The following is a 26,816-nucleotide window of genomic DNA, read 5'->3' on the forward strand; positions in this document are numbered from 1 at the left end:
GCTTATCCCCCCTTAGAACACAGTGCAAAGAACTTCGCCGCCGACACCGGCAGCGCGCGCAGCACGATCAGTCATCACACCTTTGTTGGTGGAGACGATAGACACACCGAGACCGCCACGAACTTTCGGCAGATCTTCGACGGACTTGTACTGACGCAGGCCTGGACGGCTAACGCGCTTCACTTCTTCGATAACCGGACGGCCTTCGAAGTATTTCAGCTCGATAGACAGCAGTGGCTTGGTTTCGCTGCTGATCTGATAACCCGCGATGTAACCTTCGTCCTTCAGGACTTTGGCAACAGCTACCTTCAACGTGGAAGATGGCATGCTTACGACGGACTTTTCAGCCATCTGGGCATTACGGATTCGAGTTAGCATGTCCGCTAACGGGTCCTGCATACTCATGGGCTAGACGCTCCTAATACAGAAAAATTAGCCTTGCGGCTACTACGTGTCGCCGAGAATCTCCGAGCATAGAAAACACGGGCTCAGGCGAGCCGGGTATTCTAGACACACCCCAGAAATGAATCAAGCCCCAAAAGGGGCTTGATCCAGATTCAAGGCCACCAGTGGTCAGGATCTTGCAATCCTGAACACCGAGACTTTGACAGTACTTACCAGCTGGCTTTAACCAGACCAGGTACGTCACCACGCATTGCCGCTTCACGCAGTTTGTTACGGCCGAGGCCGAACTTGCGGTAAACGCCGTGTGGACGACCGGTCAGGCGGCAGCGGTTACGCATGCGCGAAGCGCTTGCGTCACGTGGCTGCTTCTGCAGGGCTACTGTAGCTTCCCAACGCGCTTCTGGACTTGCGTTCAGATCAACGATGATAGCTTTCAGTGCTGCACGCTTTTTGGCGTACTTGGCAACCGTAAGCTGACGCTTCAGCTCGCGGTTTTTCATGCTCATCTTGGCCATGGTCCTACTCCAATCAGTTGCGGAACGGGAATTTGAACGCACGCAGCAGAGCGCGGCCTTCATCATCGTTCTTGGCAGTGGTGGTCAGGGTGATGTCCAGACCGCGGAGAGCATCGATCTTGTCGTAGTCGATTTCCGGGAAGATGATCTGCTCTTTCACGCCCATGCTGTAGTTGCCACGACCATCGAAGGACTTGGCATTCAGGCCGCGGAAGTCGCGAACCCGTGGCAGGGAGATCGACAGCAGACGATCCAGGAACTCGTACATACGCTCACGGCGCAGGGTCACTTTGACACCGATCGGCCAACCTTCACGGACTTTAAAGCCAGCGATGGATTTGCGAGCGTAAGTCACAACGACTTTCTGGCCGGTGATCTTTTCCAGGTCAGCAACAGCGTGCTCGATGACTTTTTTGTCGCCGATCGCTTCGCCCAGACCCATGTTCAGGGTGATTTTGGTAACGCGCGGAACTTCCATCACGTTCGAAAGCTTAAGTTCTTCCTTAAGTTTCGGAGCGATTTCCTTCCGGTAAATCTCTTTTAGTCGTGCCATGGTCTTCTACCTAGCAGTGTTCAAGCATCAACCGCTTTTTGGGTCGACTTGAAGACACGAATTTTCTTACCGTCTTCTACTTTGAAACCAACGCGGTCAGCCTTGTTGGTTTCGCCGTTGAAGATGGCGACGTTGGAAGCGTGCAGTGGCGCTTCTTTCTCGACGATACCGCCTTGTACGCCCGACATCGGGTTAGGCTTGGTATGGCGCTTGACCAGGTTCAGACCACCAACAACCAGACGGTTGTCAGCAAGAACCTTCAGCACCTTACCGCGCTTACCTTTGTCTTTGCCGGCGATCACGATGATCTCGTCGTCACGACGAATCTTTTGCATGTCGGATCTCCTTACAGCACTTCTGGGGCGAGCGAGACGATCTTCATGAACTTCTCAGTACGAAGTTCACGGGTCACTGGCCCAAAGATACGGGTGCCGATTGGCTCTTGCTTGTTGTTCAGAAGAACAGCAGCGTTGCCATCAAAGCGGATAATGGAGCCATCAGCACGACGTACGCCGTGACGAGTGCGGACTACAACAGCAGTCATCACTTGGCCTTTTTTCACTTTACCGCGAGGAATTGCTTCCTTGACGGTTACTTTGATGATGTCACCGATACCAGCGTAACGACGATGGGAGCCACCCAGCACCTTGATGCACATAACGCGGCGAGCGCCGCTGTTATCGGCCACATCGAGCATGGATTGAGTCTGAATCATATAATTTCTCCGACCCCTAGTCCTTAGACTTCCACAGCGCGTTCGAGAACATCAACCAGCGCCCAAGACTTGGTCTTGGCCAAAGGACGAGTTTCACGAATAGTGACTTTGTCGCCGATGTGGCACTGATTGGTTTCGTCGTGCGCGTGCAGCTTAGTCGAACGCTTAACGTATTTACCGTAGATCGGGTGCTTAACGCGACGCTCAATCAGAACGGTGATGGTTTTGTCCATCTTGTCGCTGACAACACGGCCAGTCAGCGTACGGACAGTTTTTTCGGCTTCAGCCATGATTACTTACCTGCCTGCTGGTTGAGCACAGTCTTCACGCGAGCGATGTCACGCTTAACTTGCGAGAGCAGATGAGACTGCCCCAACTGGCCAGTTGCTTTCTGCATACGCAGATTGAACTGGTCGCGCAGCAAGCCGAGCAGTTGCTCGTTCAGCTGCTGTGCGGATTTTTCACGAAGTTCATTCGCTTTCATCACATCACCGTCCGTTTAACAAAGGAGGTGGCGAGCGGCAGCTTTGCAGCAGCCAGGGCGAAAGCCTCACGCGCCAGCTCTTCAGAAACACCCTCGATTTCATACAGGACTTTGCCTGGCTGAATCTGGGCAACCCAGTATTCGACGTTACCCTTACCTTTACCCATCCGAACTTCGAGTGGCTTCTTGGAAATAGGCTTGTCCGGGAATACACGGATCCAGATCTTGCCACCACGTTTTACGTGACGGGTCAGAGCACGACGCGCTGACTCGATCTGACGAGCGGTGAGACGACCACGAGCAACAGACTTCAGCGCGAACTCGCCGAAGCTGACTTTGCTACCGCGCAATGCCAGGCCACGGTTGTGACCAGTCATTTGCTTGCGGAACTTCGTACGCTTTGGTTGCAACATTTGGCGTACCCCTTACTTAGCAGCTTTTTTACGAGGCGCTGGTGCTTGTGGTTTCAGTTCTTCTTGGCGACCACCAATTACTTCGCCTTTGAAGATCCAAACCTTTACACCGATCACACCGTAGGTGGTGTGAGCTTCGTAGTTGGCATAGTCGATGTCGGCACGCAGGGTGTGCAGTGGCACACGACCTTCGCGATACCATTCAGTACGTGCGATTTCAGCACCGCCGAGACGACCGCTCACTTGGATTTTGATGCCTTTGGCACCAATGCGCATTGCGTTCTGTACAGCGCGCTTCATGGCGCGACGGAACATAACGCGACGCTCCAGCTGCTGAGCTACGCTCTGCGCAACCAGCATACCGTCGAGTTCCGGCTTGCGGATCTCTTCGATATTGATGTGCACAGGCACACCCATTTGCTTGGTCAGGTCCTGGCGCAGTTTCTCAACATCTTCACCTTTCTTCCCGATAACGATACCTGGACGAGCGGTGTGGATGGTGATACGTGCAGTTTGGGCCGGACGATGGATATCGATACGGCTTACGGACGCGCTTTTTAGTTTGTCTTGGAGATACTCACGCACCTTCAGATCAGCGAACAAGTAGTCCGCATAAGTCCGACCGTCTGCGTACCAGACGGAGGTGTGCTCCTTGACGATTCCCAGGCGAATGCCAATGGGATGTACTTTCTGACCCATCTCTTCGACTCCGTTACTTGTCAGCAACCTTGACAGTGATATGGCAAGACCGCTTGACGATGCGATCAGCACGGCCTTTGGCACGCGGCATGATGCGCTTCAGCGAACGCCCTTCGTTAACGAAAACGGTGCTGACTTTCAGGTCATCAACGTCTGCGCCTTCGTTATGCTCGGCGTTGGCTACGGCCGACTCCAGCACTTTCTTCATGATCTCGGCGGCTTTCTTACTGCTGAAAGCCAACAGGTTGAGCGCTTCGCCCACCTTCTTCCCGCGGATCTGGTCGGCGACCAAGCGGGCTTTCTGGGCGGAGATTCGAGCGCCCGACAACTTAGCGGCTACTTCCATTTCCTAACCCCTTAACGCTTGGCTTTCTTGTCTGCCACGTGCCCGCGATAAGTGCGGGTACCGGCGAACTCGCCCAGTTTGTGGCCGACCATGTCTTCGTTAACGAGAACTGGGACGTGTTGACGACCGTTGTGTACTGCGATGGTCAGACCGACCATTTGTGGCAGGATCATCGAGCGACGCGACCAGGTTTTAACTGGTTTGCGATCGTTCTTTTCCGCCGCCACTTCGATCTTCTTCAGTAGGTGAAGATCGATAAAAGGACCTTTTTTCAGAGAACGTGGCACTGTCGTATCCCTCTATTTACTTGCGACGACGGACGATCATTTTGTCGGTACGCTTATTACCACGAGTCTTCGCGCCCTTAGTCGGGAAGCCCCATGGCGATACCGGATGACGACCACCAGAGGTACGACCTTCACCACCACCATGTGGGTGGTCAACCGGGTTCATGGCAACACCACGAACGGTTGGGCGAACGCCACGCCAGCGTTTGGCACCAGCTTTACCCAGCGAACGCAGGCTGTGCTCGGAGTTCGAGACTTCGCCCAGGGTCGCGCGGCATTCAGCCAGCACTTTACGCATCTCACCAGAACGCAGACGCAGGGTCACGTAGACACCTTCACGAGCGATCAGCTGAGCCGAAGCACCAGCGGAACGAGCGATCTGTGCGCCTTTACCTGGCTTCAATTCGATGCCGTGTACGGTGCTACCAACTGGAATGTTACGCAGTTGCAGAGCGTTGCCCGGCTTGATCGGTGCCAGAGCACCTGCGATCAGCTGGTCGCCAGCGCTCACGCCTTTAGGGGCGATGATGTAGCGACGCTCGCCATCTGCGTACAGCAGCAGAGCGATGTGAGCAGTACGGTTTGGATCGTATTCGATACGCTCGACAGTGGCAGCGATGCCATCTTTGTCGTTGCGACGGAAATCGACCAGACGATAATGCTGCTTATGACCACCACCGATGTGACGAGTGGTAATACGGCCATTGTTGTTACGACCACCAGACTTCGATTTCTTCTCGAGCAGCGGTGCGTGAGGAGCGCCTTTATGCAGCTCCTGGTTGACCACCTTGACCACAAAACGGCGGCCAGGGGAAGTCGGTTTGCATTTAACGATTGCCATGATGCACCCCTTCCTTACTCAGCACTGCTGCTGAAATCGAGATCTTGGCCTGGCTGAAGGGAGATAACTGCCTTCTTCCAGTCATTACGCTTGCCCAGACCGCGAGCAGTGCGCTTGCTCTTACCCAGAACGTTCAGGGTAGTGACGCGCTCTACTTTCACGCTGAACAGGCTTTCGACGGCCTTCTTGATTTCCAGCTTGGTTGCATCAGTAGCAACCTTGAAAACGAACTGGCCTTTCTTGTCTGCCAGAACCGTAGCCTTCTCGGAAACGTGCGGGCCAAGCAGAACTTTAAATACGCGTTCCTGGTTCATCCCAGCAGCTCCTCGAATTTCTTCACGGCCGACACGGTGATCAACACCTTGTCGTATGCGATCAGACTAACTGGATCGGAACCTTGCACATCACGTACATCTACGTGTGGCAGGTTACGAGCAGCCAGGTACAGGTTCTGATCAACAGCGTCCGACACGATCAATACATCGGTCAGGCTCATGTTGTTCAGCTTGCCCAGCAGGTCTTTGGTTTTCGGCGTTTCAACAGCGAAATCCTGAACCACGACCAGACGATCAGTACGCACCAGCTCAGCAAGAATGGAACGCATTGCTGCGCGATACATCTTCTTGTTCAGCTTCTGGGAGTGATCCTGAGGACGAGCTGCGAAAGTGGTACCGCCGCCACGCCAGATTGGGCTACGGATAGTACCGGCACGAGCACGGCCAGTACCTTTCTGACGCCATGGGCGCTTACCGCCACCAGAAACGTCGGAACGGGTCTTTTGCTGCTTGCTACCTTGACGGCCGCCAGCCATGTAGGCCACGACTGCTTGGTGAACCAGCGTCTCGTTGAATTCGCCGCCAAATGTCAGTTCGGAAACTTCGATCGCTTGAGCGTCATTTACATTTAATTGCATGTCAGCTTCCCCTTAACCGCGAGCCTTGGCTGCTGGACGTACAACCAAGTTGCCGCCAGTAGCGCCAGGAACAGCGCCCTTGACCAACAACAGATTGCGTTCAGCGTCCACGCGCACTACTTCGAGGGACTGCACGGTCACGCGCTCAGCGCCCATATGACCGGACATTTTTTTGCCCTTGAATACACGACCAGGAGTCTGGCACTGGCCGATAGAGCCTGGAACGCGGTGGGATACGGAGTTACCGTGGGTGTTATCTTGCCCGCGGAAGTTCCAACGCTTGATCGTACCCTGGAAGCCCTTACCCTTGGACTGACCGGTTACATCAACCAGTTGACCAGCGGCAAAGATTTCAGCGTTGATCAGATCGCCGGCCTGGTACTCGCCTTCTTCAAGGCGGAATTCCATTACGGTACGACCAGCGGCTACGTTCGCCTTAGCGAAGTGGCCAGCCTGAGCTGCTGTTACACGCGAAGCGCGACGCTCGCCGACAGTGACTTGCACTGCACGATAGCCATCGGTCTCTTCAGTTTTGAACTGGGTGACGCGATTCGGCTCGATCTCAATGACCGTGACCGGAATGGAGACACCTTCTTCGGTGAAAATACGGGTCATACCGCATTTACGACCGACTACACCAATAGTCATGTTGTAAACCTCATGAGTGTACGGGGCTTTCACCCGCTATGGCCGCCCATTTCAGAGCGTTACACGACTAAGACCGAGTCTTAGCCGAGGCTGATCTGCACTTCCACACCGGCCGCAAGATCAAGCTTCATAAGTGCATCAACGGTTTTATCCGTTGGCTGGACGATGTCCAGAACGCGCTTATGAGTACGGATCTCATACTGGTCACGCGCGTCTTTGTTGACGTGCGGGGAGACCAGAACGGTGAACCGCTCTTTACGGGTAGGCAGTGGAATTGGACCACGCACTTGAGCACCAGTACGTTTCGCGGTTTCCACGATTTCCTGGGTGGATTGGTCGATCAGGCGATGGTCGAAAGCCTTCAACCTGATACGGATTTGCTGATTTTGCATTGGATTTCAGACTCCGGCTGCTATTCCCACCGGGCGCAATACGCCCGTTAAAAGGAGGCGCAATTCTATAGACGCCCCCGATAGGTGTCAACCCAATAAAAAAGCCCCCGCTGAGCGGGGGCTTTTTCAAAGCATCAAAGCTGACTCGAAAAGAGCTTACTCGATGATTTTAGCTACAACGCCAGCACCAACGGTACGGCCGCCTTCACGGATAGCGAAGCGCAGACCGTCTTCCATTGCGATGGTTTTGATCAGGGTAACAGTCATTTGAATGTTATCGCCTGGCATTACCATTTCAACGCCTTCTGGCAGCTCGCAGTTACCAGTCACGTCAGTAGTACGGAAGTAGAACTGTGGACGGTAGCCTTTGAAGAACGGAGTGTGACGACCGCCTTCTTCCTTGCTCAGAACGTAAACTTCTGCAGTGAACTTGGTGTGCGGCTTAACCGAACCTGGCTTAACCAGAACCTGGCCACGCTCAACGTCGTCACGCTTGGTACCACGCAGCAGAACGCCGCAGTTCTCGCCAGCACGACCTTCGTCGAGCAGCTTGCGGAACATCTCAACACCGGTGCAGGTGGTGGTGGTGGTGTCACGCAGACCAACGATTTCCAGAGCATCTTGAACGCGAACGATACCGCGCTCGATACGACCAGTCACAACAGTACCACGACCGGAGATCGAGAATACGTCTTCGATTGGCATCAGGAATGGCTTGTCGATAGCACGCTCTGGCTCTGGGATGTAGCTGTCCAGAGTCTCAACCAGCTTACGAACGGCAGTGGTGCCCATTTCGTTGTCGTCCAGACCTTCCAGCGCCATACGGGCAGAGCCGATGATGATTGGAGTGTCATCGCCTGGGAAGTCGTAAGTGCTCAGCAGATCGCGCACTTCCATCTCAACCAGTTCCAGCAGCTCAGCGTCGTCTACCAGGTCAGCCTTGTTCAGGAAAACCACGATGTACGGAACGCCTACCTGACGGGACAGCAGGATGTGCTCACGAGTTTGTGGCATCGGACCATCAGCGGCCGAGCAAACCAGGATCGCGCCGTCCATCTGGGCAGCACCAGTGATCATGTTCTTCACGTAGTCAGCGTGACCTGGGCAGTCAACGTGAGCGTAGTGACGAATGTTCGAGTTGTACTCAACGTGTGCGGTGTTGATGGTGATACCACGAGCTTTCTCTTCTGGTGCGCTGTCGATCTTGTCGAAGTCAACACGAGCCGAACCGAAAACTTCGGAGCAGACGCGAGTCAGAGCAGCGGTCAGAGTGGTTTTACCGTGGTCAACGTGACCGATAGTGCCAACGTTGACGTGCGGTAGGGAACGATCAAATTTTTCTTTAGCCACGACAATTAACTCCTTGCCTAAAGGACTGAATCAGCCTTGTTTTTTGGTAACGGTTTCGACGATGTGCGACGGAGCCGTATTGTATTTTTTGAATTCCATAGAGTAGCTTGCGCGACCCTGGGACATCGAACGAACATCGGTCGCATAACCGAACATCTCGCCCAACGGAACTTCAGCACGGATAACCTTACCGGAAACCGTATCTTCCATACCCAGAATCATGCCGCGACGACGGTTAAGGTCGCCCATCACGTCACCCATATAGTCTTCAGGCGTAACAACCTCTACCGCCATGATCGGCTCAAGCAACTCACCACCGCCCTTCTGGGCCAGTTGCTTGGTCGCCATGGAAGCAGCCACCTTAAACGCCATCTCGTTCGAGTCGACGTCGTGGTAAGAACCATCAAACACGGTAGCCTTCAGGCCGATCAGCGGATAGCCGGCAACAACACCGTTCTTCATCTGCTCTTCGATGCCCTTCTGGATAGCCGGGATGTATTCCTTAGGAACCACACCACCCACTACTTCGTTCAGGAATTGCAGACCTTCCTGACCTTCGTCAGCAGGTGCAAAACGGATCCAGCAATGACCGAACTGGCCACGACCGCCGGACTGACGAACGAACTTGCCTTCGATTTCGCAACTCTTCGTGATGCGCTCACGATAGGAAACCTGAGGCTTACCGATGTTGGCTTCGACGTTGAACTCACGGCGCATCCGGTCAACCAGGATGTCCAGGTGCAACTCGCCCATGCCGGAGATGATCGTTTGACCAGTCTCTTCATCAGTTTTGACGCGGAAAGACGGGTCTTCCTGAGCAAGTTTGCCCAGAGCGATACCCATTTTTTCCTGGTCATCCTTGGTCTTGGGCTCAACGGCAACCGAAATAACCGGCTCCGGGAAGTCCATACGAACCAGGATGATTGGCTTGTCAGCGTTGCACAAAGTTTCACCAGTGGTGACGTCCTTCATGCCGATCAAGGCCGCGATGTCACCAGCGCGCACTTCCTTGATTTCTTCGCGGGCGTTTGCATGCATTTGCACCATACGACCCACACGCTCTTTCTTGCCTTTAACCGAGTTGATCACGCCGTCGCCGGAGGCCAACACGCCCGAGTAAACACGGACAAAGGTCAAGGTACCCACGAATGGGTCGGTAGCGATCTTGAACGCCAGAGCCGAGAACGGCTCATTGTCGTCTGCGTGACGCTCCATCTGCTTTTCCTCGTCATCCGGGTCAGTACCCTTGATGGCAGGAATGTCAGTTGGAGCAGGCAGGTAGTCAATAACGGCGTCGAGAACCAGGGGAACACCCTTGTTCTTGAAGGAAGAACCGCAAACAGCCAGAACGATCTCACCAGCGATGGTACGCTGACGCAGAGCGGCCTTGATTTCCTCGATGGAGAGTTCTTCGCCTTCGAGGTACTTGTTCATCAGCTCTTCGCTAGCTTCGGCCGCAGCCTCAACCATGTTGCTGCGCCACTCTTCAGCCAGCTCCTGCAGCTCAGAAGGGATAGGCTCGCGACGTGGAGTCATGCCCTTGTCAGCATCGTTCCAGTAAACCGCTTCCATGGTCATCAGATCAATCTGACCCTGGAAGTTGTCCTCGGAACCGATAGCCAACTGGATCGGCACCGGAGTGTGACCCAGACGCTGCTTGATCTGAGCGATCACGCGCAGGAAGTTCGCACCGGCACGGTCCATCTTATTCACGTAAACAATACGTGGAACACCGTACTTGTTGGCTTGACGCCATACGGTTTCGGACTGAGGCTCAACGCCGGAAGTACCACAGAACACAACGACCGCGCCGTCGAGTACACGCAGGGAACGTTCAACTTCAATGGTGAAGTCTACGTGACCCGGGGTGTCAATGACGTTGAAGCGGTATTGGTCTTTGTGCTGCTTAGCAGAACCCTGCCAGAAGGCGGTAATAGCAGCAGAAGTAATGGTAATACCACGCTCCTGCTCCTGCACCATCCAGTCTGTGGTCGCGGCGCCGTCATGCACCTCGCCCATCTTGTGACTTTTGCCAGTGTAAAAAAGGACGCGCTCGGTGGTGGTGGTTTTACCAGCATCCACGTGAGCAACGATACCAATGTTACGGTAGCGATTAATCGGTGTAGTACGAGCCATAAAGCCCTCGCAAAATTAGTGACGCTAAAATTAGAAGCGGTAGTGCGAGAAAGCTTTGTTAGCTTCAGCCATACGGTGCACGTCTTCACGCTTCTTAACTGCAGCACCTTTACCTTCGGCAGCGTCCAGCAGTTCGCCAGCCAAACGCAGAGCCATAGACTTCTCGCCGCGCTTACGGGCGAAGTCTACCAACCAGCGCATTGCCAGAGCGTTACGACGGGACGGACGAACTTCAACCGGAACCTGGTAAGTAGCACCGCCTACACGGCGCGACTTTACTTCGACCAGCGGAGCGATGGCGTCGAGAGCTTTCTCGAAGATTTCCAGGGGGTCGCTGTTCTTGCGTTCTTTAACCTTTTCCAGCGCGCCATAAACGATACGCTCGGCAACGGCTTTCTTACCGCTTTCCATCACGTGGTTCATGAACTTGGCCAGGATTTGGCTTCCGTATTTTGGATCGTCAAGCACTTCGCGCTTGGCTGCTACGCGTCTTCTTGGCATGGATAAGCCCTCAAACGGTCTTCAGGTTCGCTCGGAATCGGTGCCCTTGACGGGACGCCTCCGACCTTACTCTTATCGACTCAGAAAAATAGAAATCAGTTTTTTGCAGCAAGCGACTATTACTTCGGACGCTTGGTACCGTACTTCGAACGACCCTGGTTACGACCTTTAACGCCGGAAGTATCCAAAGAACCGCGTACGGTGTGGTAACGAACACCTGGCAAGTCTTTTACACGACCGCCGCGGATCAGTACCACGCTGTGCTCTTGCAGGTTGTGGCCTTCACCGCCGATGTACGAGGAAACCTCGAAACCGTTGGTCAGACGCACACGGCATACTTTACGCAGTGCCGAGTTAGGTTTTTTCGGCGTAGTGGTGTACACACGGGTGCACACGCCACGACGTTGCGGGCAGTTCTGCAGCGCAGGCACGTCGGATTTCTCGACGATACGCTTACGCGGCTGACGTACCAGCTGGTTGATAGTTGCCATCTACTAGCTCCACTGTTGTCTTGCGACGCTATTGTCTTGCAAGAAAAGCAAAATGGCAGGAACGAGTTCCCGCCAAATTTAGGGGTACAAGAGTCTAAAGAGGATCTTGTCCCCAGTCAAGGCAAGGCCCCGACCTCCCCACTCATCCAACCTCGACAATTTGTCTCGATTCGATGAACGGAGCGACCAGGGCCTTACGCTCATTTACCGCAGAACTCAGTTACCGCTCGAGTTCAGCGCTTCGGTCAGTGCAGCTTCCACTTCACTGGCGCTTACGCGCAACGGCTTGTCTGCATCACGGCGACGCTTACGCTCGCTGTGATAAGCCAGACCGGTACCAGCCGGGATCAGACGACCCACGACCACGTTTTCTTTCAGGCCGCGCAGGTAATCGCGCTTGCCGGTTACCGCCGCTTCGGTCAGTACGCGAGTGGTTTCCTGGAAGGAAGCCGCCGAGATGAACGATTCGGTGGACAACGACGCCTTGGTGATACCCAGCAGAACGCGAGTGAACTTGGAGACAAACTTGTCTTCCGCGCTCAGACGCTCGTTCTCTACCAGTACGTGAGTCAGTTCCATCTGGTCGCCCTTGATGAAACTGGAATCGCCGGATTCAGCGATCTCAACTTTACGCAGCATCTGACGCAGGATGGTCTCGATGTGCTTGTCGTTGATTTTCACGCCTTGCAGACGGTAAACGTCCTGGATCTCGTTGACGATGTACTTGGCCAGCGCACTCACACCCAGCAGACGCAGGATGTCGTGTGGATCGCTTGGGCCGTCGGAGATAACTTCGCCGCGGTTTACCTGTTCGCCTTCGAACACGTTCAGGTGACGCCACTTCGGAATCAGCTCTTCATACGGATCGCTACCGTCGTTCGGAGTAATAACCAGACGGCGCTTGCCTTTGGTCTCTTTACCGAACGCGATGGTGCCGCTGACTTCAGCCAGAATCGACGCCTCTTTCGGACGACGAGCTTCGAACAAGTCGGCAACACGCGGCAGACCACCGGTGATGTCACGGGTCTTCGAAGTTTCTTGCGGGATACGGGCGATAACATCACCGATCGCAATCTTCGCACCGTCCGCTACACCGACCAGGGCGTTGGCTGGCAGGAAGTACTGAGCGATAACGTCAGTGCCTGGCAGCAACAGATCCTTGCCGTTGTCGTCGACCATCTTCACGGCAGGACGGATGTCTTTACCGGCAGCTGGACGATCTTTGGCGTCGAGCACCTCAATGTTGGTCATACCGGTCAATTCGTCAGTCTGACGCTTGATCGTGATGCCTTCTTCCATGCCCACGTAGGTCACAGTACCTTTCATTTCGGTAACGATCGGGTGAGTGTGCGGGTCCCACTTGGCCACGATTGCGCCAGCGTCGACCTTGTCACCTTCTTTAACCGAAATCACGGCACCGTACGGCAGCTTGTAACGCTCGCGCTCACGACCGAAGTCATCAGCGATAGCCAGTTCGCCAGAACGGGACACGGCAACCAGGTGGCCATCCACTCGTTCAACGTGTTTCAGGTTGTGCAGACGGACGGTACCGCCATTCTTCACCTGAACGCTGTCGGCTGCGGAGGTCCGGCTTGCCGCACCACCGATGTGGAACGTACGCATCGTCAGCTGGGTACCCGGCTCACCGATGGACTGGGCAGCGATAACGCCGACTGCTTCACCGATGTTCACCTGGTGACCACGAGCCAGATCGCGGCCGTAGCACTTGGCGCAAATGCCATAGCGGGTTTCACAGCTAATCGGCGAGCGAACGATCACTTCGTCGATGCTGTTGAGTTCGATGAACTCGACCCACTTCTCGTCTACCAGGGTGCCGGCAGGAACGATGACGTCCTCGGTACCTGGCTTGAATACGTCACGGGCGATAACACGACCCAATACGCGCTCACCCAATGGCTCTACAACGTCACCGCCTTCAATGTGCGGAGTCATTACCAGGCCGTGTTCGGTGCCGCAATCGATCTCGGTTACAACCAGATCTTGCGCTACGTCTACCAGACGACGAGTCAGGTAACCGGAGTTAGCTGTTTTCAACGCGGTATCCGCAAGACCCTTACGAGCACCGTGAGTGGAGATGAAGTACTGGAGTACGCTCAAACCTTCACGGAAGTTCGCAGTAATCGGCGTTTCGATGATGGAGCCGTCCGGCTTGGCCATCAGGCCACGCATACCGGCGAGCTGACGGATCTGCGCGGCAGAACCCCGTGCGCCCGAGTCGGCCATCATGTACATCGAGTTGAAGGATTCCTGGTCGACTTCGACGCCATGACGGTCGATGACCTTCTCTTTCGAGAGGTTGGCCATCATCGCCTTGGAAACTTCGTCGTTCGCCTTGGACCAGAGGTCGATCACTTTGTTGTACTTCTCGCCCTGGGTTACCAGGCCGGAGGCGTACTGACTTTCGATCTCTTTCACTTCGTCGGTGGCTGCACCGATGATGCGGGCTTTTTCATCTGGGATAACGAAGTCGTTAACACCGATGGAAACGCCGGAAATGGTCGAATAGGCGAAACCGGTGTACATCAACTGGTCAGCGAAAATCACGGTCTCTTTCAGACCAACCACGCGGTAGCACTGGTTGATCAGCTTGGAGATCGCCTTCTTCTTCATCGGCAGGTTGACGACGTCGTACGACAGACCTTTTGGCACAACCTGGAACAACAGCGCACGGCCGACAGTGGTGTCGACGATACGGGTGTTGGTCACGCTGCCGCCATCACGGTCGTTGACGGTTTCGTTGATCCGCACTTTGACCTTGGCGTGCAGAGCGGCTTCGCCGGCACGGAACACACGGTCAACTTCCTGCAGGTCCGCGAATACACGACCTTCGCCCTTGGCGTTGATCGCTTCACGAGTCATGTAGTACAGACCCAATACAACGTCCTGCGACGGAACGATGATTGGCTCACCGTTGGCTGGCGACAGAATGTTGTTGGTCGACATCATCAACGCACGCGCTTCCAACTGGGCTTCCAGTGTCAGCGGTACGTGCACGGCCATTTGGTCGCCGTCGAAGTCGGCGTTGTACGCGGCGCAGACCAGAGGGTGGAGCTGGATAGCCTTACCTTCGATCAGTACCGGTTCAAACGCCTGGATACCCAGACGGTGAAGGGTCGGTGCACGGTTGAGAAGCACTGGGTGTTCGCGAATCACTTCAGCGAGAACGTCCCAAACTTCTGGCAGCTCGCGCTCGACCATCTTCTTGGCGGCTTTGATGGTGGTCGCGAGACCACGCATTTCCAGCTTGCCGAAAATGAACGGTTTGAACAGCTCGAGAGCCATTTTCTTCGGCAGACCGCACTGGTGCAGACGCAGGGTCGGGCCTACGGTAATTACCGAACGACCCGAGTAGTCAACACGCTTACCGAGCAAGTTCTGACGGAAACGACCTTGCTTACCCTTGATCATGTCAGCCAGGGATTTCAGAGGACGTTTGTTGGAACCAGTGATAGCGCGGCCACGACGACCGTTGTCGAGCAATGCATCGACGGCTTCCTGCAACATACGCTTTTCGTTGCGCACGATGATGTCCGGAGCGGACAGATCCAGCAGGCGCTTCAAACGGTTGTTACGGTTGATCACACGACGATACAGATCGTTGAGGTCGGAAGTCGCGAAACGACCGCCATCCAGCGGGACCAGTGGACGCAGATCTGGCGGCAGAACCGGCAGAACGGTCAGCACCATCCACTCTGGCAGGTTGCCAGAACCCTGGAAGGCTTCCATCAACTTCAGACGCTTGGACAGCTTCTTGATCTTGGTTTCGGAGTTGGTTTGCGGAATTTCTTCACGCAGGCGACCAATCTCGTGCTCCAGGTCGATAGCGTGCAGCAGTTCGCGGACAGCTTCGGCACCCATACGGGCATCGAAATCGTCGCCGAACTCTTCCAGCGCTTCGAAATACTGCTCGTCGTTGAGCAGTTGACCTTTTTCAAGGGTGGTCATGCCTGGATCGATAACGACATAGCTCTCGAAGTAGAGAACGCGCTCGATATCACGCAGGGTCATGTCCATCAGCAAGCCGATACGAGACGGCAGCGACTTCAGGAACCAGATGTGGGCAACCGGCGAAGCCAGTTCGATGTGCGCCATGCGCTCACGACGAACTTTTGCCAGCGCTACTTCAACGCCGCACTTCTCGCAGATCACACCGCGGTGCTTCAAGCGCTTGTACTTACCGCACAGGCACTCGTAATCCTTTACCGGGCCAAAGATTTTGGCGCAGAACAGACCGTCACGCTCAGGTTTGAACGTACGGTAGTTGATGGTTTCCGGCTTTTTAACTTCACCGAACGACCACGAACGGATCATCTCAGGCGATGCCAATCCGATACGGATGGCGTCGAACTCTTCGACTTGACCCTGGTTTTTCAGCAAATTCAGTAGGTCTTTCAAGGCCTTTCCTCCTGGCGGAGCAGAGAGCGGGCAATCCAGCCCCGCTCTCGATTCGCGTCACGTGTTATTCGGTTTCCAGATCGATATCGATGCCGAGGGAACGAATTTCCTTGATCAACACGTTGAAGGACTCGGGCATGCCCGGCTCCATACGGTGATCGCCGTCCACGATGTTTTTGTACATCTTGGTCCGGCCGTTCACATCGTCCGACTTCACTGTGAGCATTTCTTGCAGAGTGTATGCAGCACCGTATGCTTCCAGTGCCCAGACCTCCATCTCCCCGAAACGCTGACCACCGAACTGCGCCTTACCACCCAGCGGTTGCTGGGTAACCAGGCTGTACGAACCGGTAGAACGAGCGTGCATCTTGTCGTCTACCAAGTGGTTCAGCTTCAGCATGTACATGTAGCCAACGGTAACCGGGCGCTCGAACTTGTTGCCGGTACGGCCATCGGTCAGCTGCATCTGGCCGCTTTCTGGCAGGTCTGCCAGTTTCAGCATGGCCTTGATTTCGCTTTCCTTGGCACCGTCGAACACCGGAGTGGCCATCGGTACGCCGCCGCGCAGGTTTTGAGCCAGATCCAGAATTTCCTGGTCCGAGAAGTCATCGAGGCTTTCCTGACGACCGCCGATCTCGTTGTAGATCTCGTGCAGGAATTTACGCAGCTCGGCAACTTTACGCTGCTCTTCAATCATGCGGTTGATCTTCTCGCCCAGACCTTTGGCCGCGAGGCCCAGGTGGGTTTCAAGGATCTGACCAACGTTCATACGCGAAGGTACGCCCAACGGGTTGAGGACAACGTCGACCGGGGTGCCATTGGCATCGTGCGGCATGTCTTCAACCGGCATGATCACAGAGACCACACCCTTGTTACCGTGACGACCGGCCATCTTGTCGCCCGGCTGGATGCGACGACGGATTGCCAGGTAAACCTTGACGATTTTCAGCACGCCCGGAGCCAGGTCATCGCCTTGCTGCAGTTTGCGCTTCTTGTCTTCGAACTTGTCATCCAGCAGACGACGACGATCAACGATGTAGGCCTGGGCCTTCTCGAGCTGCTCGTTCAGAGCATCTTCAGCCATGCGCAGCTTGAACCACTGGCCGTGCTCAAGACCGTCGAGTACTTCGTCGGTGATGTCCTGGCCTTTCTTCAGACCGGCGCCGCCTTCGGCTTTGTGGCCGACCAGAGCGGAGCGCAGACGTTCGAAAGTAGCGCCTTCGACGATACGGAACTCTTCGTTGAGGTCCTTGCGAATCTCGTCCAGCTGGGACTTCTCGATCGACAGGGCACGAGCATCGCGCTCAACACCGTCGCGGGTGAAGACCTGTACGTCGATGACAGTACCCTTGGTACCGGTAGGTACGCGCAGGGAGGTGTCTTTAACGTCGCTGGCTTTTTCACCGAAGATCGCACGCAGCAGCTTTTCTTCCGGAGTCAGTTGGGTCTCGCCTTTCGGAGTGACCTTACCAACCAGGATGTCGCCAGCGCCTACTTCAGCACCTACGTAAACGATACCGGCTTCGTCCAGCTTGTTCAGTGCAGCTTCACCCACGTTCGGGATGTCCGCAGTGATTTCCTCTGGGCCAAGCTTGGTGTCACGAGCCACACAGGTCAGTTCCTGGATGTGGATCGTGGTGAAACGGTCTTCCTGAACAACACGCTCGGACAGGCAGATGGAGTCTTCGAAGTTGAAGCCGTTCCATGCCATGAACGCGATGCGCATGTTCTGACCCAGTGCCAGTTCACCCATATCGGTGGACGGACCATCGGCCATGATGTCGCTACGCTGAACCCGATCACCTTTACGCACCAGCGGACGCTGGTTGATGCAGGTGTTCTGGTTGGAGCGGGTGTATTTGGTCAGGTTGTAGATGTCGACACCGGCTTCACCGGTTTCAACTTCGTCATCGGCAACACGAACCACGATACGGCTGGCATCGACGGAGTCGATCACGCCGCCACGACGAGCCACGACGCAAACGCCGGAGTCACGAGCTACGTTACGCTCCATACCGGTACCGACCAGCGGCTTGTCAGCACGCAGGGTTGGTACGGCTTGACGCTGCATGTTCGAACCCATCAACGCGCGGTTGGCGTCGTCGTGCTCGAGGAACGGGATCAGCGACGCTGCAACCGAAACTACCTGCTTCGGCGATACGTCCATCAAGGTGACGTCTTCAGGCGCCTTGACGGTGAACTCGTTCAGGTGACGAACAGCTACCAGTTCGTCGATCAGGACTTTTTTGTCGTTCATCGTGGCCGAGGCCTGAGCGATCACGTGATCAGCTTCTTCGATGGCGGACAGGAACACGATCTCGTCGGTGACCAATGCGTCCTTCACCACACGGTACGGGCTCTCGAGGAAGCCGTACTGGTTGGTGCGCGCATAAGCAGCCAGGGAGTTGATCAGACCGATGTTCGGACCTTCCGGCGTTTCGATCGGGCAAACACGACCGTAGTGCGTCGGGTGTACGTCACGAACTTCGAAGCCGGCACGCTCACGAGTCAGACCGCCAGGGCCGAGTGCAGAAACACGGCGCTTGTGGGTGATCTCGGACAGCGGGTTGTTCTGGTCCATGAACTGGGACAGCTGGCTGGAACCGAAGAACTCTTTCACCGCCGCCGCGACAGGCTTGGCGTTGATCAGGTCTTGCGGCATCAGGCCTTCGCTTTCAGCCATCGACAGACGCTCTTTGACCGCACGCTCAACACGTACCAGGCCAACGCGGAACTGGTTCTCGGCCATTTCGCCTACGCAGCGAACACGACGGTTACCCAGGTGGTCGATGTCATCGACGATGCCTTTACCGTTACGGATGTCGACCAGGGTCTTCAGTACCGCGACGATGTCTTCCTTGCACAACACGCCCGAACCTTCGATTTCGGTACGACCGATACGACGGTTGAACTTCATCCGGCCGACCGCAGACAGGTCATAGCGCTCAGGGCTGAAGAACAGGTTGTTGAACAGGGTTTCGGCAGCGTCTTTGGTTGGCGGCTCGCCAGGACGCATCATGCGATAGATCTCGACCAGCGCTTCGAGTTGGTTGCTGGTGGAGTCGATCTTCAGCGTATCGGAGACGAACGGACCGCAGTCGATATCGTTGGTGTACAGAGTTTCGATGCGAACAACGCCGGCCTTGGCGATTTTCGCCAGGATCTCGGTGTTCAGCTCGGTGTTGCACTCTGCCAGGATTTCACCGGTTGCCGGATGCACGATGACCTTGGCGGTGGTGCGACCCAGGACGTAGTCCAGTGGCACTTCCAGCTCTTTGATCCCTGCTTTTTCCAGCTGGTTGATGTGACGAGCGGTGATACGACGACCTTGCTCGACAATAACCTTGCCTTTGTCATCCTGGATATCCAGGACCGCAATTTCACCACGCAGGCGCTGAGGCACCAGCTCCAGACTCAGGCTCTCGCCTTTCACGTGGAATACGTTGGTGGTGTAGAACGCGTCCAGCACTTCTTCGGTGGTATAGCCGAGCGCGCGCAGCAGTACCGATGCAGGCAGCTTGCGACGACGGTCGATACGCACGAATACGCAGTCTTTCGGGTCGAACTCGAAGTCCAGCCACGAACCGCGGTAAGGAATGATGCGCGCGGAGTACAGCAGTTTACCGGAGCTGTGCGTCTTGCCACGGTCGTGGTCGAAGAACACGCCCGGGGAACGGTGCAGCTGGGAAACGATTACACGCTCGGTACCGTTGATTACGAAGGTACCGTTCTCAGTCATCAGGGGAATTTCACCCATGTAGACTTCTTGCTCTTTGATGTCCTTGATCGCTTTGTTCGACGACTCTTTGTCGAAAATGATCAGGCGCACTTTTACCCGCAAAGGTACGGCGTAAGTTACACCGCGCAATACGCATTCTTTGACATCAAATGCCGGTTCGCCCAGGCGATAACCGACGTACTCCAGCGCAGCATTGCCGGAGTAGCTGATGATCGGGAAAACGGATTTGAAGGCCGCATGCAGGCCCACGTCGCGGAACTGATCTTTAGTCGCTCCCGCTTGCAAGAATTCACGATACGAATCCAGCTGGATGGCCAGGAGGTAAGGCACATCCATGACGTCCGGCAACTTGCTAAAGTCCTTGCGGATACGTTTTTTCTCAGTATATGAGTAAGCCATCAGCGTTCCCCAGCTTGGTCACCTGCTTGTTTGGCCCCTCCCGACGGGAGCAGCCAGAAAATCGTGCAAACCCCATGGTTTGCGCCACCACATCGGGTGGTTACAGCTCGTTATCGGCGCCGACCGTGCCGGCTGCCAATAACGGAAAAAGGCCGGTGGCAAGAGCCACCAGCCATCAGCCTGTCGCTTAACGCTCGGGCTGGAAACGCAAAGTCAATGCTTACTTCAGCTCGACTTTAGCGCCTGCTTCTTCCAGAGCTGCTTTGGCTTTGTCAGCTGCGTCTTTGGCAACGCCTTCCAGAACCATTGCAGGAGCACCGTCAACTACAGCCTTGGCTTCTTTCAGGCCCAGACCGGTCAGTTCACGTACAGCCTTGATCACGTTAACTTTCTTCTCGCCAGCTTCGGTCAGCATGACGTTGAATTCAGTTTGTTCTTCAACAACGGCAGCAGCAACAGCTGGACCAGCAGAAGCAGCAGCAGCCGAAACGCCGAACTTCTCTTCCATTGCCTTGATCAGCTCAACGATTTCCATTACGGATTTTTCGCCGATTGCTTCGATGATTTGCTCGTTAGTCAGAGACATGACTATTAATTCCTGTATTGGGGTGACAGCCTACGCGGCCATCGAAATAAACAATAAACGCTGAAAGGAGTCGCTCAGCCTTAGGCTGCAGCAGCTTCTTTCTGGTCGCGAAGGGCCGCCAGAGTACGAGCCAATTTGCTGGTTGCGCCTTGAATCACGCTCATCAGCTGAGAAATTGCTTCGTCACGGGTCGGCAGAGTTGCCAGCACGTCGATTTGGTTAGCTGCGAGGAACTTGCCCTCGAACGCAGCTGCCTTGATCTCGAACTTATCCTGACCTTTTGCGAACTCTTTGAAGATACGGGCAGCAGCGCCCGGATGCTCTTTCGAGAATGCAATCAAGGTAGGGCCGGTGAACACGTCGTTGAGGACACTGTATTCAGTGTCAGCAACAGCGCGCTTGAGCAGGGTGTTACGTACAACACGTACGTAAACGCCAGCTTCACGAGCCTCTTTACGGAGTCCGGTCATCGCGCCTACTGTTACGCCACGGGCATCAGCCACGACAGCGGACAGAGCGACTTTGGCAGCCTCGTTGACTTCAGCGACGATGGCCTTCTTGTCTTCGAGTTTAATTGCCACGGGTTTAACTCCTGCTTGTTACCGTTTCATCCAGTCGAAACCAGATGTCGTTTTGGTGTCTGATTCGGTAAGGAACCGGGAGCACCATCTGCGTAGGCTTGAGGTTTAAGACTTGCGTCGCCTACGGTCTTGGACAGCCCCCGCCAGGCAGGGACCCCAATTTTTCAATTGACGCAATCGCTTACGTCAATCCGCGTCTTACGCGTCCAGCGAGCTCTGGTCGATGACCAGACCTGGGCCCATAGTGGTGCTCAGGGTAACGCGCTTGACGTAAATACCTTTCGAGGAAGCCGGCTTGATACGCTTCAGATCAGCGATCAGGGCTTCAACGTTTTCCTTCAGCTTGACGGCGTCGAAGCCGATCTTGCCAACGGAAGTGTGGATGATGCCGTTTTTGTCGGTGCGATAACGAACCTGACCAGCCTTGGCGTTTTTAACCGCGGTAGCTACGTCTGGAGTTACGGTGCCGACTTTAGGGTTAGGCATCAGACCACGTGGACCGAGGATCTGACCCAGTTGACCTACTACGCGCATGGCATCCGGGGATGCGATCACTACGTCATAGTTCAGGTCGCCGCCTTTCATTTCGGCAGCCAGATCGTCCATACCTACGCGATCAGCGCCGGCAGCCAGAGCAGCTTCAGCAGCTGGACCCTGGGTGAACACGGCAACGCGTACGGTCTTGCCAGTGCCGTGTGGCAGCACAGTAGCGCTACGAACGACCTGGTCGGATTTACGCGGGTCAACGCCCAGGTTTACAGCAACGTCGAACGACTCGCTGAACTTGACAGTCGACAGCTCGGCCAGCAGTGCAGCGGCGTCTACAAAGTTGTAGGCCTTGCCTGCTTCGATTTTGCCGGCGATAGCCTTTTGACGCTTGGTCAGCTTAGCCATTACACACCCTCCACGTTAAGGCCCATGCTACGAGCAGAACCGGCGATAGTACGCACGGCTGCTTCCATATCAGCTGCAGTCAGATCCGCGTTTTTGGTTTTCGCGATTTCTTCCAGCTGAGCACGGGTAACGGTGCCAACCTTAACGGTGTTCGGACGAGCGGAACCGCTGGTCAGACCGGCCGCCTTCTTCAGCAGAACCGAAGCAGGAGTGGATTTGGTTTCGAACGTGAAGCTACGGTCGCTGTAGACAGTGATGATCACTGGAGTCGGCAGACCTGGCTCAAGACCCTGAGTACGGGCGTTGAAAGCTTTGCAGAATTCCATGATGTTCACGCCGTGCTGACCCAGAGCAGGACCAACAGGTGGGCTTGGGTTAGCCTGAGCGGCCTTCACTTGCAGCTTGATGTAAGCGGTAATCTTCTTGGCCATGAGGCACTCCAATTACGGGTTCAAACGCCTCGAAAGGCTCCCCGGTTACTTGCGCGTTTATCCCAGTGACGACAAAACCCCACAGCCTAAGGCTGCGGGGTTGGGATGCTTGCTCAGTTAGACCTTTTCGACCTGACTGAACTCCAACTCTACCGGAGTAGAGCGACCGAAAATGAGCACAGCCACCTGGATGCGACTCTTTTCGTAGTTAACCTCTTCGACCGTGCCGGTAAAATCAGCAAACGGACCATCGTTGACGCGTACCGACTCGCCCGGCTCGAACAGCGTCTTAGGCTTCGGCTTATCGCTACCATCGGCGACGCGACGCAAAATCGCTTCTGCCTCTTTATCAGTAATCGGCGCTGGCTTATCAGCGGTACCGCCGATAAAACCCATCACCCGAGGAGTATCCTTGACCAAGTGCCAAGTACCCTCGTTCATATCCATCTGAACCAGCACGTAACCAGGGAAGAACTTCCGCTCGCTTTTGCGTTTCTGGCCATTACGCATCTCAACCACTTCTTCAGTGGGAACCAGAATTTCGCCGAAGCCATCTTCCATGCCAGCCAGCTTTACACGCTCGATCAACGAACGCATGACATGCTTCTCGTAACCCGAATAAGCATGCACAACATACCAACGCTTAGCCACGGGACACCCTTAGCCGACAATCAAGGAAACAAGCCAGCCGAGCAAGGAATCAAGCCCCCACAACAGCAACGCCATAACCAGAACAACAGCCACAACGATCAACGTGGTCTGCGTGGTTTCTTGACGAGTTGGCCATACGACTTTACGAATCTCGGTACGCGCTTCCTTGACAAGCACAAAGAAAGACTTGCCCTTGACTGTCTGCAAGCCTACAAAGGCAGCTACAGCAGCAATCACAAGCAAAGCGAGCACACGGTACAGGATCGGCGAAGCAGAGTAATACTGATTGCCAACAACGCCAACAACCACCAAAGCAACTACTACTAGCCACTTGAGCAGATCGAAGCGCGAGCCTTGAGCTTCAGCTTTAGGAGTCATCTATGAAGATCCTGTGAAAAGAAAGCCAGACACACCTGGTGAATCTGGCAGGTCAGGAGGGAATCGAACCCCCAACCTACGGTTTTGGAGACCGTCGCTCTGCCAATTGAGCTACTGACCTAAAACAAAATCAGGCCGACCATTATGCCGGCCCGAAAAAGACTTTACAACATTTTACTCAATGACCTGGACTGCTTCACCTGCACCAGAGCGAACATCTCACCCTCACGAACAACAAAGCACCATCACCAGCCATTAAAACAAAGGCAGATATTTTCATATCTGCCTTGTCATATGGAGCTCTTGAGCGGATTTGAACCGCTGACCTCACCCTTACCAAGGGTGTGCTCTACCAACTGAGCTACAAGAGCGAAACACTGCGCAAAACCTGCAAACGTGGAGCGGGTAGCGGGAATCGAACCCGCATCATCAGCTTGGAAGGCTGAGGTTCTACCACTAAACTATACCCGCGAGGCTTGCAGCTCTCGCTAAAAATGGTGGAGGGGGAAGGATTCGAACCTTCGAAGTCGTAGACGTCAGATTTACAGTCTGATCCCTTTGGCCGCTCGGGAACCCCTCCTAAGCGAGCCGGCATTCTACATCATGCCAGCCTTCTGTCAAGCACTTTTCTCATAAAAAACCTGAGGTTAGCTGCATTGACCTCGCTTCACACCGCTTACCGCTTTAGGTCTTCGCTGTGGAGCGGGCGCCATTCTATGCAAACTATTCGGTGGGTGCAACCCCCTCACAAGGCATTATTTTATGTTTTAACTCATTGAATTCTTTAGAAAGGTTTTGCAACTGCACATCGTCCAGCCAACGCCTGCTTTCCGGAGCCACTCGAACCCAGTAACCAGCGGCTTCGGAGCTCCCCTTGGGCAATGACTGAAATCTCACATCCATTCCGTTTAGCCTGCGCTCAAGCCCCTGAGCCATGTCCTGACGAGCAAAACCACCTATATAGAGGCAGCCTGCGTCGACCTGTGCAGTTTTTCCTTTATCCCTCGCCGTATCAGGCGCCTCACTCAACAGGCGAATATCCTGCTGCGACCCTCGATACAAACTCAAAGGCGTTACGTCTTTCGCACGCAGAGGGGCTTCCTGTTGATGCCAGATGTAATAGAAGACGTTGAGAACAAGCAAAAGCAGAAACAACCAACGCATAAGGACCTCAGGATAAAGGACACGCCATAGCCAAACCTACGAACACGAGGTCCGGAACCACCCTCGCCCGCGGCACAACTCCTGATACCAGGTCCGCATCCCCACCCGTAAGGAACACCACGAACTCTTCCCCCCAATAGCTGCGCGCCAGCTCCATCTGAGTCAGTACAAAGCCTTGAAGCATCAACAAACACCCACGCTCGACCGCTTCAACAGTTGTCCTGCCCGGAACAAGGCTTTCCAATGCCTGCTCTGCAGCGACATCGCCATAGCGAATTTTGCGGGTATGCGTACGAAGTTGATTACGCATCAAGGGCATTCCCGGACAGATAAACCCCCCGAGATGCTCCCCATCCCCGGCAACAAAATCAGCGGTAACAGCCGTGCCAAAATCAAGTACAAGGCACGCACCCGCAGCCAGATGAAATCCACCCAGCATCGCAAGCCAGCGATCAAGCCCCAGACGCTCGAACTCCACATAACCATTACGAACGCCTGACATCTCGCGAGCTGGAGCAGCACAGACCACCGGTATACAGAATGCGCCCTTAAGCAAAGCAATCAACTCACCGGTCTCTTCTGCAGTCCTGACACTCACTAACCGACAAAATCGGAGTGAGAGCCCCTTCAGCGCGCTCAACCCTTGCAGCAAGGCAATGTCAGAGTCGACAACACCCTCACCCACCACTAACAGAGTGCTCGCATCGAGCACGCGCCACTTGATGAAACTATTCCCACAGTCGAGCTCAAGAATCATTGCGCAACCTCAGACTCAACTCACCGCCACTGAAAACTTTCTCAACACCGGCGACCCTCAAGCGCAACGCACCCTGGGCATCGATACCCAGCACTACGCCATCTATTTGGTTAACACCAGCGATCAGTGACACCGCACGCCCTTGCCATAGATGATTTTGCTCCCACTCAGCCTGGACAGCCGAAAATCCACCGGCCTGATGGCGAGCCAGATATCTCTGCAGCGTGGAACCGAGCTCCGCAACCAGATGATTGCGATCAAACGCCCTGCCCGACTCGAGCCTCATGGACGTCCACTGCTGATCAACCTCATCGGTCACCTGCATGTTCACATTAATTCCAACGCCCAGTACCACATGACAAACGTCGGCAGGATCCCCGACCAGCTCAAGCAGAATTCCGGCAATTTTCTTTTGACCAACCAGGACATCGTTGGGCCACTTCAGCCCCACTCCCGAGATGCCAAGCTCGCGCAAAGCCTGCATAACCGCGAGACCCACAACAAGACTCAAGCCTTCCAACTGACGCATCCCACCATCAATACGCAAAACCAGGCTGTAGTAGATATTTTCAGCGAAGGGGCTAGCCCATTTTCTTCCCCGCCGCCCACGACCCGCTATCTGACGCTCGGCAAGCACAAGAAAGGGGGCCGCCTGGCCACGATCTATAGCGCGCAGTGCCTCAGCGTTTGTAGAGTCAATAGAATCAAAAACCAGGATGGGCCAGCCACAGGAAGGCATGAGCCGCCCTATCGCCTCAGGATCAAGCAGCGTCAATGGTGCGGCCAATTGATAACCGCGCCCTCGAACCTTATGTATGGAAAGACCAAGTTCAGCCTCCAGGTGCTGAAGCTGCTTCCAGACAGCGCTACGGCTGACACCCAGGGCGGCACCCAGGGCTTGCCCCGAATGAAATCGGCCATCTTTAAGAAGCTTTAACAACGTCAGCATGCAAGTCTCGCCTCACAATGAGGCCCGCATGATAGCCACGCCCCAAGCAGTTGCATAGAAACCCAAGGAGACAGATTTTCCTGCGGACAAAAACAAAACCCCTACCTGCATACGCAGATAGGGGTTTCGGAATTTAATCTTGACGATGACCTACTCTCACATGGGGAAACCCCACACTACCA

At 54.9% G+C, this 26,816-nt stretch carries 31 protein-coding genes and 4 tRNA genes; all 35 read right to left on the reverse strand.

What is annotated here, in order from left to right:
• Window positions 1-12: 12 nt before the first annotated feature.
• The 35 genes from rpsH to birA all read right to left on the reverse strand — a co-directional run bounded on the left by rpsH (window position 13) and on the right by birA (window position 26,634).
• Window positions 13-405: a 30S ribosomal protein S8 gene (rpsH, locus tag ACVWYU_RS11230; RefSeq protein ID WP_003228724.1), complete on the reverse strand. Its 393-nt coding sequence runs from the start codon at window positions 403-405 to the stop codon at window positions 13-15.
• 209 nt (window positions 406-614) lie between these two features.
• A complete protein-coding gene (gene rpsN / locus ACVWYU_RS11235) occupies window positions 615-920 on the reverse strand; it encodes a 30S ribosomal protein S14 (protein WP_003176414.1) in 306 nt (101 codons plus the stop codon).
• 13 nt (window positions 921-933) lie between these two features.
• Window positions 934-1,473 (reverse strand): 50S ribosomal protein L5, encoded by a 540-nt coding sequence (gene rplE / locus ACVWYU_RS11240; protein ID WP_003210069.1) that lies wholly within the window; start codon window positions 1,471-1,473, stop codon window positions 934-936.
• Window positions 1,474-1,493: 20 nt separating this feature from the next.
• Entirely contained in the window at window positions 1,494-1,808 is a 315-nt protein-coding gene (gene rplX / locus ACVWYU_RS11245) for a 50S ribosomal protein L24 (protein WP_003186046.1), read from the reverse strand.
• A gap of 11 nt (window positions 1,809-1,819) precedes the next feature.
• Window positions 1,820-2,188, reverse strand: a complete 369-nt coding sequence (rplN, locus tag ACVWYU_RS11250; protein ID WP_002555479.1) for a 50S ribosomal protein L14 — start codon at window positions 2,186-2,188, stop codon at window positions 1,820-1,822.
• A 23-nt stretch (window positions 2,189-2,211) separates the two neighbouring features.
• Entirely contained in the window at window positions 2,212-2,478 is a 267-nt protein-coding gene (gene rpsQ / locus ACVWYU_RS11255; RefSeq protein ID WP_003176419.1) for a 30S ribosomal protein S17, read from the reverse strand.
• 2 nt (window positions 2,479-2,480) lie between these two features.
• Window positions 2,481-2,672 (reverse strand): 50S ribosomal protein L29, encoded by a 192-nt coding sequence (rpmC, locus tag ACVWYU_RS11260; protein WP_002555481.1) that lies wholly within the window; start codon window positions 2,670-2,672, stop codon window positions 2,481-2,483.
• The gene (gene rplP / locus ACVWYU_RS11265; RefSeq protein ID WP_003228729.1) at window positions 2,672-3,085 is read right to left on the reverse strand and encodes a 50S ribosomal protein L16; all 414 of its coding nucleotides are present in this window, start codon (window positions 3,083-3,085) and stop codon (window positions 2,672-2,674) included. The genes rpmC and rplP overlap by 1 nt, the downstream gene beginning before the upstream one ends.
• Before the next feature lie 12 nt (window positions 3,086-3,097).
• Window positions 3,098-3,784 carry a 30S ribosomal protein S3 gene (gene rpsC, locus ACVWYU_RS11270; protein WP_003176422.1) on the reverse strand — a complete coding sequence of 229 codons (687 nt, stop codon included), beginning with the start codon at window positions 3,782-3,784 and terminating at the stop codon, window positions 3,098-3,100.
• A 13-nt stretch (window positions 3,785-3,797) separates the two neighbouring features.
• Window positions 3,798-4,130, reverse strand: coding sequence for a 50S ribosomal protein L22 (gene rplV, locus ACVWYU_RS11275; RefSeq protein ID WP_003103908.1), 333 nt, complete (start codon window positions 4,128-4,130; stop codon window positions 3,798-3,800).
• 11 nt (window positions 4,131-4,141) lie between these two features.
• A complete protein-coding gene (gene rpsS, locus ACVWYU_RS11280) occupies window positions 4,142-4,417 on the reverse strand; it encodes a 30S ribosomal protein S19 (protein ID WP_002555486.1) in 276 nt (91 codons plus the stop codon).
• A gap of 16 nt (window positions 4,418-4,433) precedes the next feature.
• The gene (gene rplB / locus ACVWYU_RS11285; protein WP_003186055.1) at window positions 4,434-5,258 is read right to left on the reverse strand and encodes a 50S ribosomal protein L2; all 825 of its coding nucleotides are present in this window, start codon (window positions 5,256-5,258) and stop codon (window positions 4,434-4,436) included.
• 14 nt (window positions 5,259-5,272) lie between these two features.
• Window positions 5,273-5,572 (reverse strand): 50S ribosomal protein L23, encoded by a 300-nt coding sequence (gene rplW / locus ACVWYU_RS11290; protein WP_002555488.1) that lies wholly within the window; start codon window positions 5,570-5,572, stop codon window positions 5,273-5,275.
• On the reverse strand, window positions 5,569-6,171 hold the full coding sequence (rplD, locus tag ACVWYU_RS11295) for a 50S ribosomal protein L4 (protein WP_007924200.1): 603 nt from the start codon (window positions 6,169-6,171) through the stop codon (window positions 5,569-5,571). The genes rplW and rplD overlap by 4 nt, the downstream gene beginning before the upstream one ends.
• Before the next feature lie 12 nt (window positions 6,172-6,183).
• The gene (rplC, locus tag ACVWYU_RS11300) at window positions 6,184-6,819 is read right to left on the reverse strand and encodes a 50S ribosomal protein L3 (RefSeq protein ID WP_003186059.1); all 636 of its coding nucleotides are present in this window, start codon (window positions 6,817-6,819) and stop codon (window positions 6,184-6,186) included.
• A gap of 80 nt (window positions 6,820-6,899) precedes the next feature.
• Complete coding sequence (rpsJ, locus tag ACVWYU_RS11305) at window positions 6,900-7,211, reverse strand: 30S ribosomal protein S10 (protein WP_003186070.1); 312 nt, start codon at window positions 7,209-7,211, stop codon at window positions 6,900-6,902.
• A gap of 156 nt (window positions 7,212-7,367) precedes the next feature.
• Window positions 7,368-8,561: an elongation factor Tu gene (gene tuf / locus ACVWYU_RS11310; protein ID WP_090325641.1), complete on the reverse strand. Its 1,194-nt coding sequence runs from the start codon at window positions 8,559-8,561 to the stop codon at window positions 7,368-7,370.
• Window positions 8,562-8,591: 30 nt separating this feature from the next.
• A complete protein-coding gene (gene fusA / locus ACVWYU_RS11315) occupies window positions 8,592-10,697 on the reverse strand; it encodes an elongation factor G (protein ID WP_247254547.1) in 2,106 nt (701 codons plus the stop codon).
• A 30-nt stretch (window positions 10,698-10,727) separates the two neighbouring features.
• A complete protein-coding gene (gene rpsG / locus ACVWYU_RS11320; protein ID WP_002555493.1) occupies window positions 10,728-11,198 on the reverse strand; it encodes a 30S ribosomal protein S7 in 471 nt (156 codons plus the stop codon).
• A gap of 119 nt (window positions 11,199-11,317) precedes the next feature.
• Window positions 11,318-11,689: a 30S ribosomal protein S12 gene (gene rpsL / locus ACVWYU_RS11325; RefSeq protein ID WP_003186084.1), complete on the reverse strand. Its 372-nt coding sequence runs from the start codon at window positions 11,687-11,689 to the stop codon at window positions 11,318-11,320.
• Between the two features lie 216 nt (window positions 11,690-11,905).
• Entirely contained in the window at window positions 11,906-16,105 is a 4,200-nt protein-coding gene (gene rpoC, locus ACVWYU_RS11330) for a DNA-directed RNA polymerase subunit beta' (protein WP_047534044.1), read from the reverse strand.
• Window positions 16,106-16,169: 64 nt separating this feature from the next.
• Window positions 16,170-20,243 carry a DNA-directed RNA polymerase subunit beta gene (gene rpoB / locus ACVWYU_RS11335; protein WP_130211429.1) on the reverse strand — a complete coding sequence of 1,358 codons (4,074 nt, stop codon included), beginning with the start codon at window positions 20,241-20,243 and terminating at the stop codon, window positions 16,170-16,172.
• Between the two features lie 220 nt (window positions 20,244-20,463).
• Window positions 20,464-20,829 (reverse strand): 50S ribosomal protein L7/L12, encoded by a 366-nt coding sequence (gene rplL, locus ACVWYU_RS11340; protein ID WP_090325646.1) that lies wholly within the window; start codon window positions 20,827-20,829, stop codon window positions 20,464-20,466.
• Window positions 20,830-20,909: 80 nt separating this feature from the next.
• The gene (rplJ, locus tag ACVWYU_RS11345) at window positions 20,910-21,410 is read right to left on the reverse strand and encodes a 50S ribosomal protein L10 (RefSeq protein WP_007933724.1); all 501 of its coding nucleotides are present in this window, start codon (window positions 21,408-21,410) and stop codon (window positions 20,910-20,912) included.
• Between the two features lie 198 nt (window positions 21,411-21,608).
• The gene (gene rplA, locus ACVWYU_RS11350; protein WP_003186095.1) at window positions 21,609-22,304 is read right to left on the reverse strand and encodes a 50S ribosomal protein L1; all 696 of its coding nucleotides are present in this window, start codon (window positions 22,302-22,304) and stop codon (window positions 21,609-21,611) included.
• Window positions 22,304-22,735 (reverse strand): 50S ribosomal protein L11, encoded by a 432-nt coding sequence (gene rplK, locus ACVWYU_RS11355; protein ID WP_007933726.1) that lies wholly within the window; start codon window positions 22,733-22,735, stop codon window positions 22,304-22,306. The genes rplA and rplK overlap by 1 nt, the downstream gene beginning before the upstream one ends.
• A gap of 117 nt (window positions 22,736-22,852) precedes the next feature.
• Window positions 22,853-23,386, reverse strand: a complete 534-nt coding sequence (gene nusG / locus ACVWYU_RS11360) for a transcription termination/antitermination protein NusG (RefSeq protein ID WP_007933727.1) — start codon at window positions 23,384-23,386, stop codon at window positions 22,853-22,855.
• Window positions 23,387-23,395: 9 nt separating this feature from the next.
• Entirely contained in the window at window positions 23,396-23,764 is a 369-nt protein-coding gene (gene secE, locus ACVWYU_RS11365; protein ID WP_007896620.1) for a preprotein translocase subunit SecE, read from the reverse strand.
• A 45-nt stretch (window positions 23,765-23,809) separates the two neighbouring features.
• Window positions 23,810-23,885, reverse strand: a tRNA-Trp gene (locus ACVWYU_RS11370).
• Window positions 23,886-24,059: 174 nt separating this feature from the next.
• Window positions 24,060-24,135: transfer RNA gene (locus ACVWYU_RS11375), tRNA-Thr, on the reverse strand.
• Window positions 24,136-24,161: 26 nt separating this feature from the next.
• Window positions 24,162-24,235 (reverse strand) — tRNA-Gly (locus ACVWYU_RS11380).
• A gap of 24 nt (window positions 24,236-24,259) precedes the next feature.
• A tRNA-Tyr gene (locus tag ACVWYU_RS11385) sits at window positions 24,260-24,344 on the reverse strand.
• 143 nt (window positions 24,345-24,487) lie between these two features.
• Window positions 24,488-24,928 carry a hypothetical protein gene (locus ACVWYU_RS11390; RefSeq protein ID WP_247254545.1) on the reverse strand — a complete coding sequence of 147 codons (441 nt, stop codon included), beginning with the start codon at window positions 24,926-24,928 and terminating at the stop codon, window positions 24,488-24,490.
• Window positions 24,929-24,935: 7 nt separating this feature from the next.
• Window positions 24,936-25,685: a pantothenate kinase gene (locus ACVWYU_RS11395; RefSeq protein ID WP_457372709.1), complete on the reverse strand. Its 750-nt coding sequence runs from the start codon at window positions 25,683-25,685 to the stop codon at window positions 24,936-24,938.
• The gene (gene birA / locus ACVWYU_RS11400) at window positions 25,675-26,634 is read right to left on the reverse strand and encodes a bifunctional biotin--[acetyl-CoA-carboxylase] ligase/biotin operon repressor BirA (RefSeq protein ID WP_457372710.1); all 960 of its coding nucleotides are present in this window, start codon (window positions 26,632-26,634) and stop codon (window positions 25,675-25,677) included. Before birA ends, ACVWYU_RS11395 begins: the two co-directional genes overlap by 11 nt.
• Between the last annotated feature and the right edge of the window lie 182 nt (window positions 26,635-26,816).

Source organism: Pseudomonas sp. TE12234 (genome assembly GCF_054061835.1).

Excerpts from the sequence above, each read along its gene's own strand:
- rplK (WP_007933726.1), bottom strand. The coding sequence starts at position 22,735 with ATGGCCAAGAAGATTACCGCTTACATCAAGCTGCAAGTGAAGGCCGCT.
- secE (WP_007896620.1), bottom strand. The coding sequence starts at position 23,764 with ATGACTCCTAAAGCTGAAGCTCAAGGCTCGCGCTTCGATCTGCTCAAG.
- rplD (WP_007924200.1), bottom strand. The coding sequence starts at position 6,171 with ATGCAATTAAATGTAAATGACGCTCAAGCGATCGAAGTTTCCGAACTG.
- birA (WP_457372710.1), bottom strand. The coding sequence starts at position 26,634 with ATGCTGACGTTGTTAAAGCTTCTTAAAGATGGCCGATTTCATTCGGGG.
- rpsJ (WP_003186070.1), bottom strand. The coding sequence starts at position 7,211 with ATGCAAAATCAGCAAATCCGTATCAGGTTGAAGGCTTTCGACCATCGC.
- fusA (WP_247254547.1), bottom strand. The coding sequence starts at position 10,697 with ATGGCTCGTACTACACCGATTAATCGCTACCGTAACATTGGTATCGTT.
- rpsC (WP_003176422.1), bottom strand. The coding sequence starts at position 3,784 with ATGGGTCAGAAAGTACATCCCATTGGCATTCGCCTGGGAATCGTCAAG.
- rplE (WP_003210069.1), bottom strand. The coding sequence starts at position 1,473 with ATGGCACGACTAAAAGAGATTTACCGGAAGGAAATCGCTCCGAAACTT.
- rplX (WP_003186046.1), bottom strand. The coding sequence starts at position 1,808 with ATGCAAAAGATTCGTCGTGACGACGAGATCATCGTGATCGCCGGCAAA.
- rplL (WP_090325646.1), bottom strand. The coding sequence starts at position 20,829 with ATGTCTCTGACTAACGAGCAAATCATCGAAGCAATCGGCGAAAAATCC.
- rplW (WP_002555488.1), bottom strand. The coding sequence starts at position 5,572 with ATGAACCAGGAACGCGTATTTAAAGTTCTGCTTGGCCCGCACGTTTCC.
- rpmC (WP_002555481.1), bottom strand. The coding sequence starts at position 2,672 with ATGAAAGCGAATGAACTTCGTGAAAAATCCGCACAGCAGCTGAACGAG.
- rplV (WP_003103908.1), bottom strand. The coding sequence starts at position 4,130 with ATGGAAGTAGCCGCTAAGTTGTCGGGCGCTCGAATCTCCGCCCAGAAA.
- rpsH (WP_003228724.1), bottom strand. The coding sequence starts at position 405 with ATGAGTATGCAGGACCCGTTAGCGGACATGCTAACTCGAATCCGTAAT.
- rpsL (WP_003186084.1), bottom strand. The coding sequence starts at position 11,689 with ATGGCAACTATCAACCAGCTGGTACGTCAGCCGCGTAAGCGTATCGTC.
- rplP (WP_003228729.1), bottom strand. The coding sequence starts at position 3,085 with ATGTTGCAACCAAAGCGTACGAAGTTCCGCAAGCAAATGACTGGTCAC.
- rpsG (WP_002555493.1), bottom strand. The coding sequence starts at position 11,198 with ATGCCAAGAAGACGCGTAGCAGCCAAGCGCGAAGTGCTTGACGATCCA.
- rplN (WP_002555479.1), bottom strand. The coding sequence starts at position 2,188 with ATGATTCAGACTCAATCCATGCTCGATGTGGCCGATAACAGCGGCGCT.
- ACVWYU_RS11390 (WP_247254545.1), bottom strand. The coding sequence starts at position 24,928 with ATGCGTTGGTTGTTTCTGCTTTTGCTTGTTCTCAACGTCTTCTATTAC.
- rplA (WP_003186095.1), bottom strand. The coding sequence starts at position 22,304 with ATGGCTAAGCTGACCAAGCGTCAAAAGGCTATCGCCGGCAAAATCGAA.
- rpoB (WP_130211429.1), bottom strand. The coding sequence starts at position 20,243 with ATGGCTTACTCATATACTGAGAAAAAACGTATCCGCAAGGACTTTAGC.
- rplC (WP_003186059.1), bottom strand. The coding sequence starts at position 6,819 with ATGACTATTGGTGTAGTCGGTCGTAAATGCGGTATGACCCGTATTTTC.
- ACVWYU_RS11395 (WP_457372709.1), bottom strand. The coding sequence starts at position 25,685 with ATGATTCTTGAGCTCGACTGTGGGAATAGTTTCATCAAGTGGCGCGTG.
- rplB (WP_003186055.1), bottom strand. The coding sequence starts at position 5,258 with ATGGCAATCGTTAAATGCAAACCGACTTCCCCTGGCCGCCGTTTTGTG.
- rpsN (WP_003176414.1), bottom strand. The coding sequence starts at position 920 with ATGGCCAAGATGAGCATGAAAAACCGCGAGCTGAAGCGTCAGCTTACG.
- rpsQ (WP_003176419.1), bottom strand. The coding sequence starts at position 2,478 with ATGGCTGAAGCCGAAAAAACTGTCCGTACGCTGACTGGCCGTGTTGTC.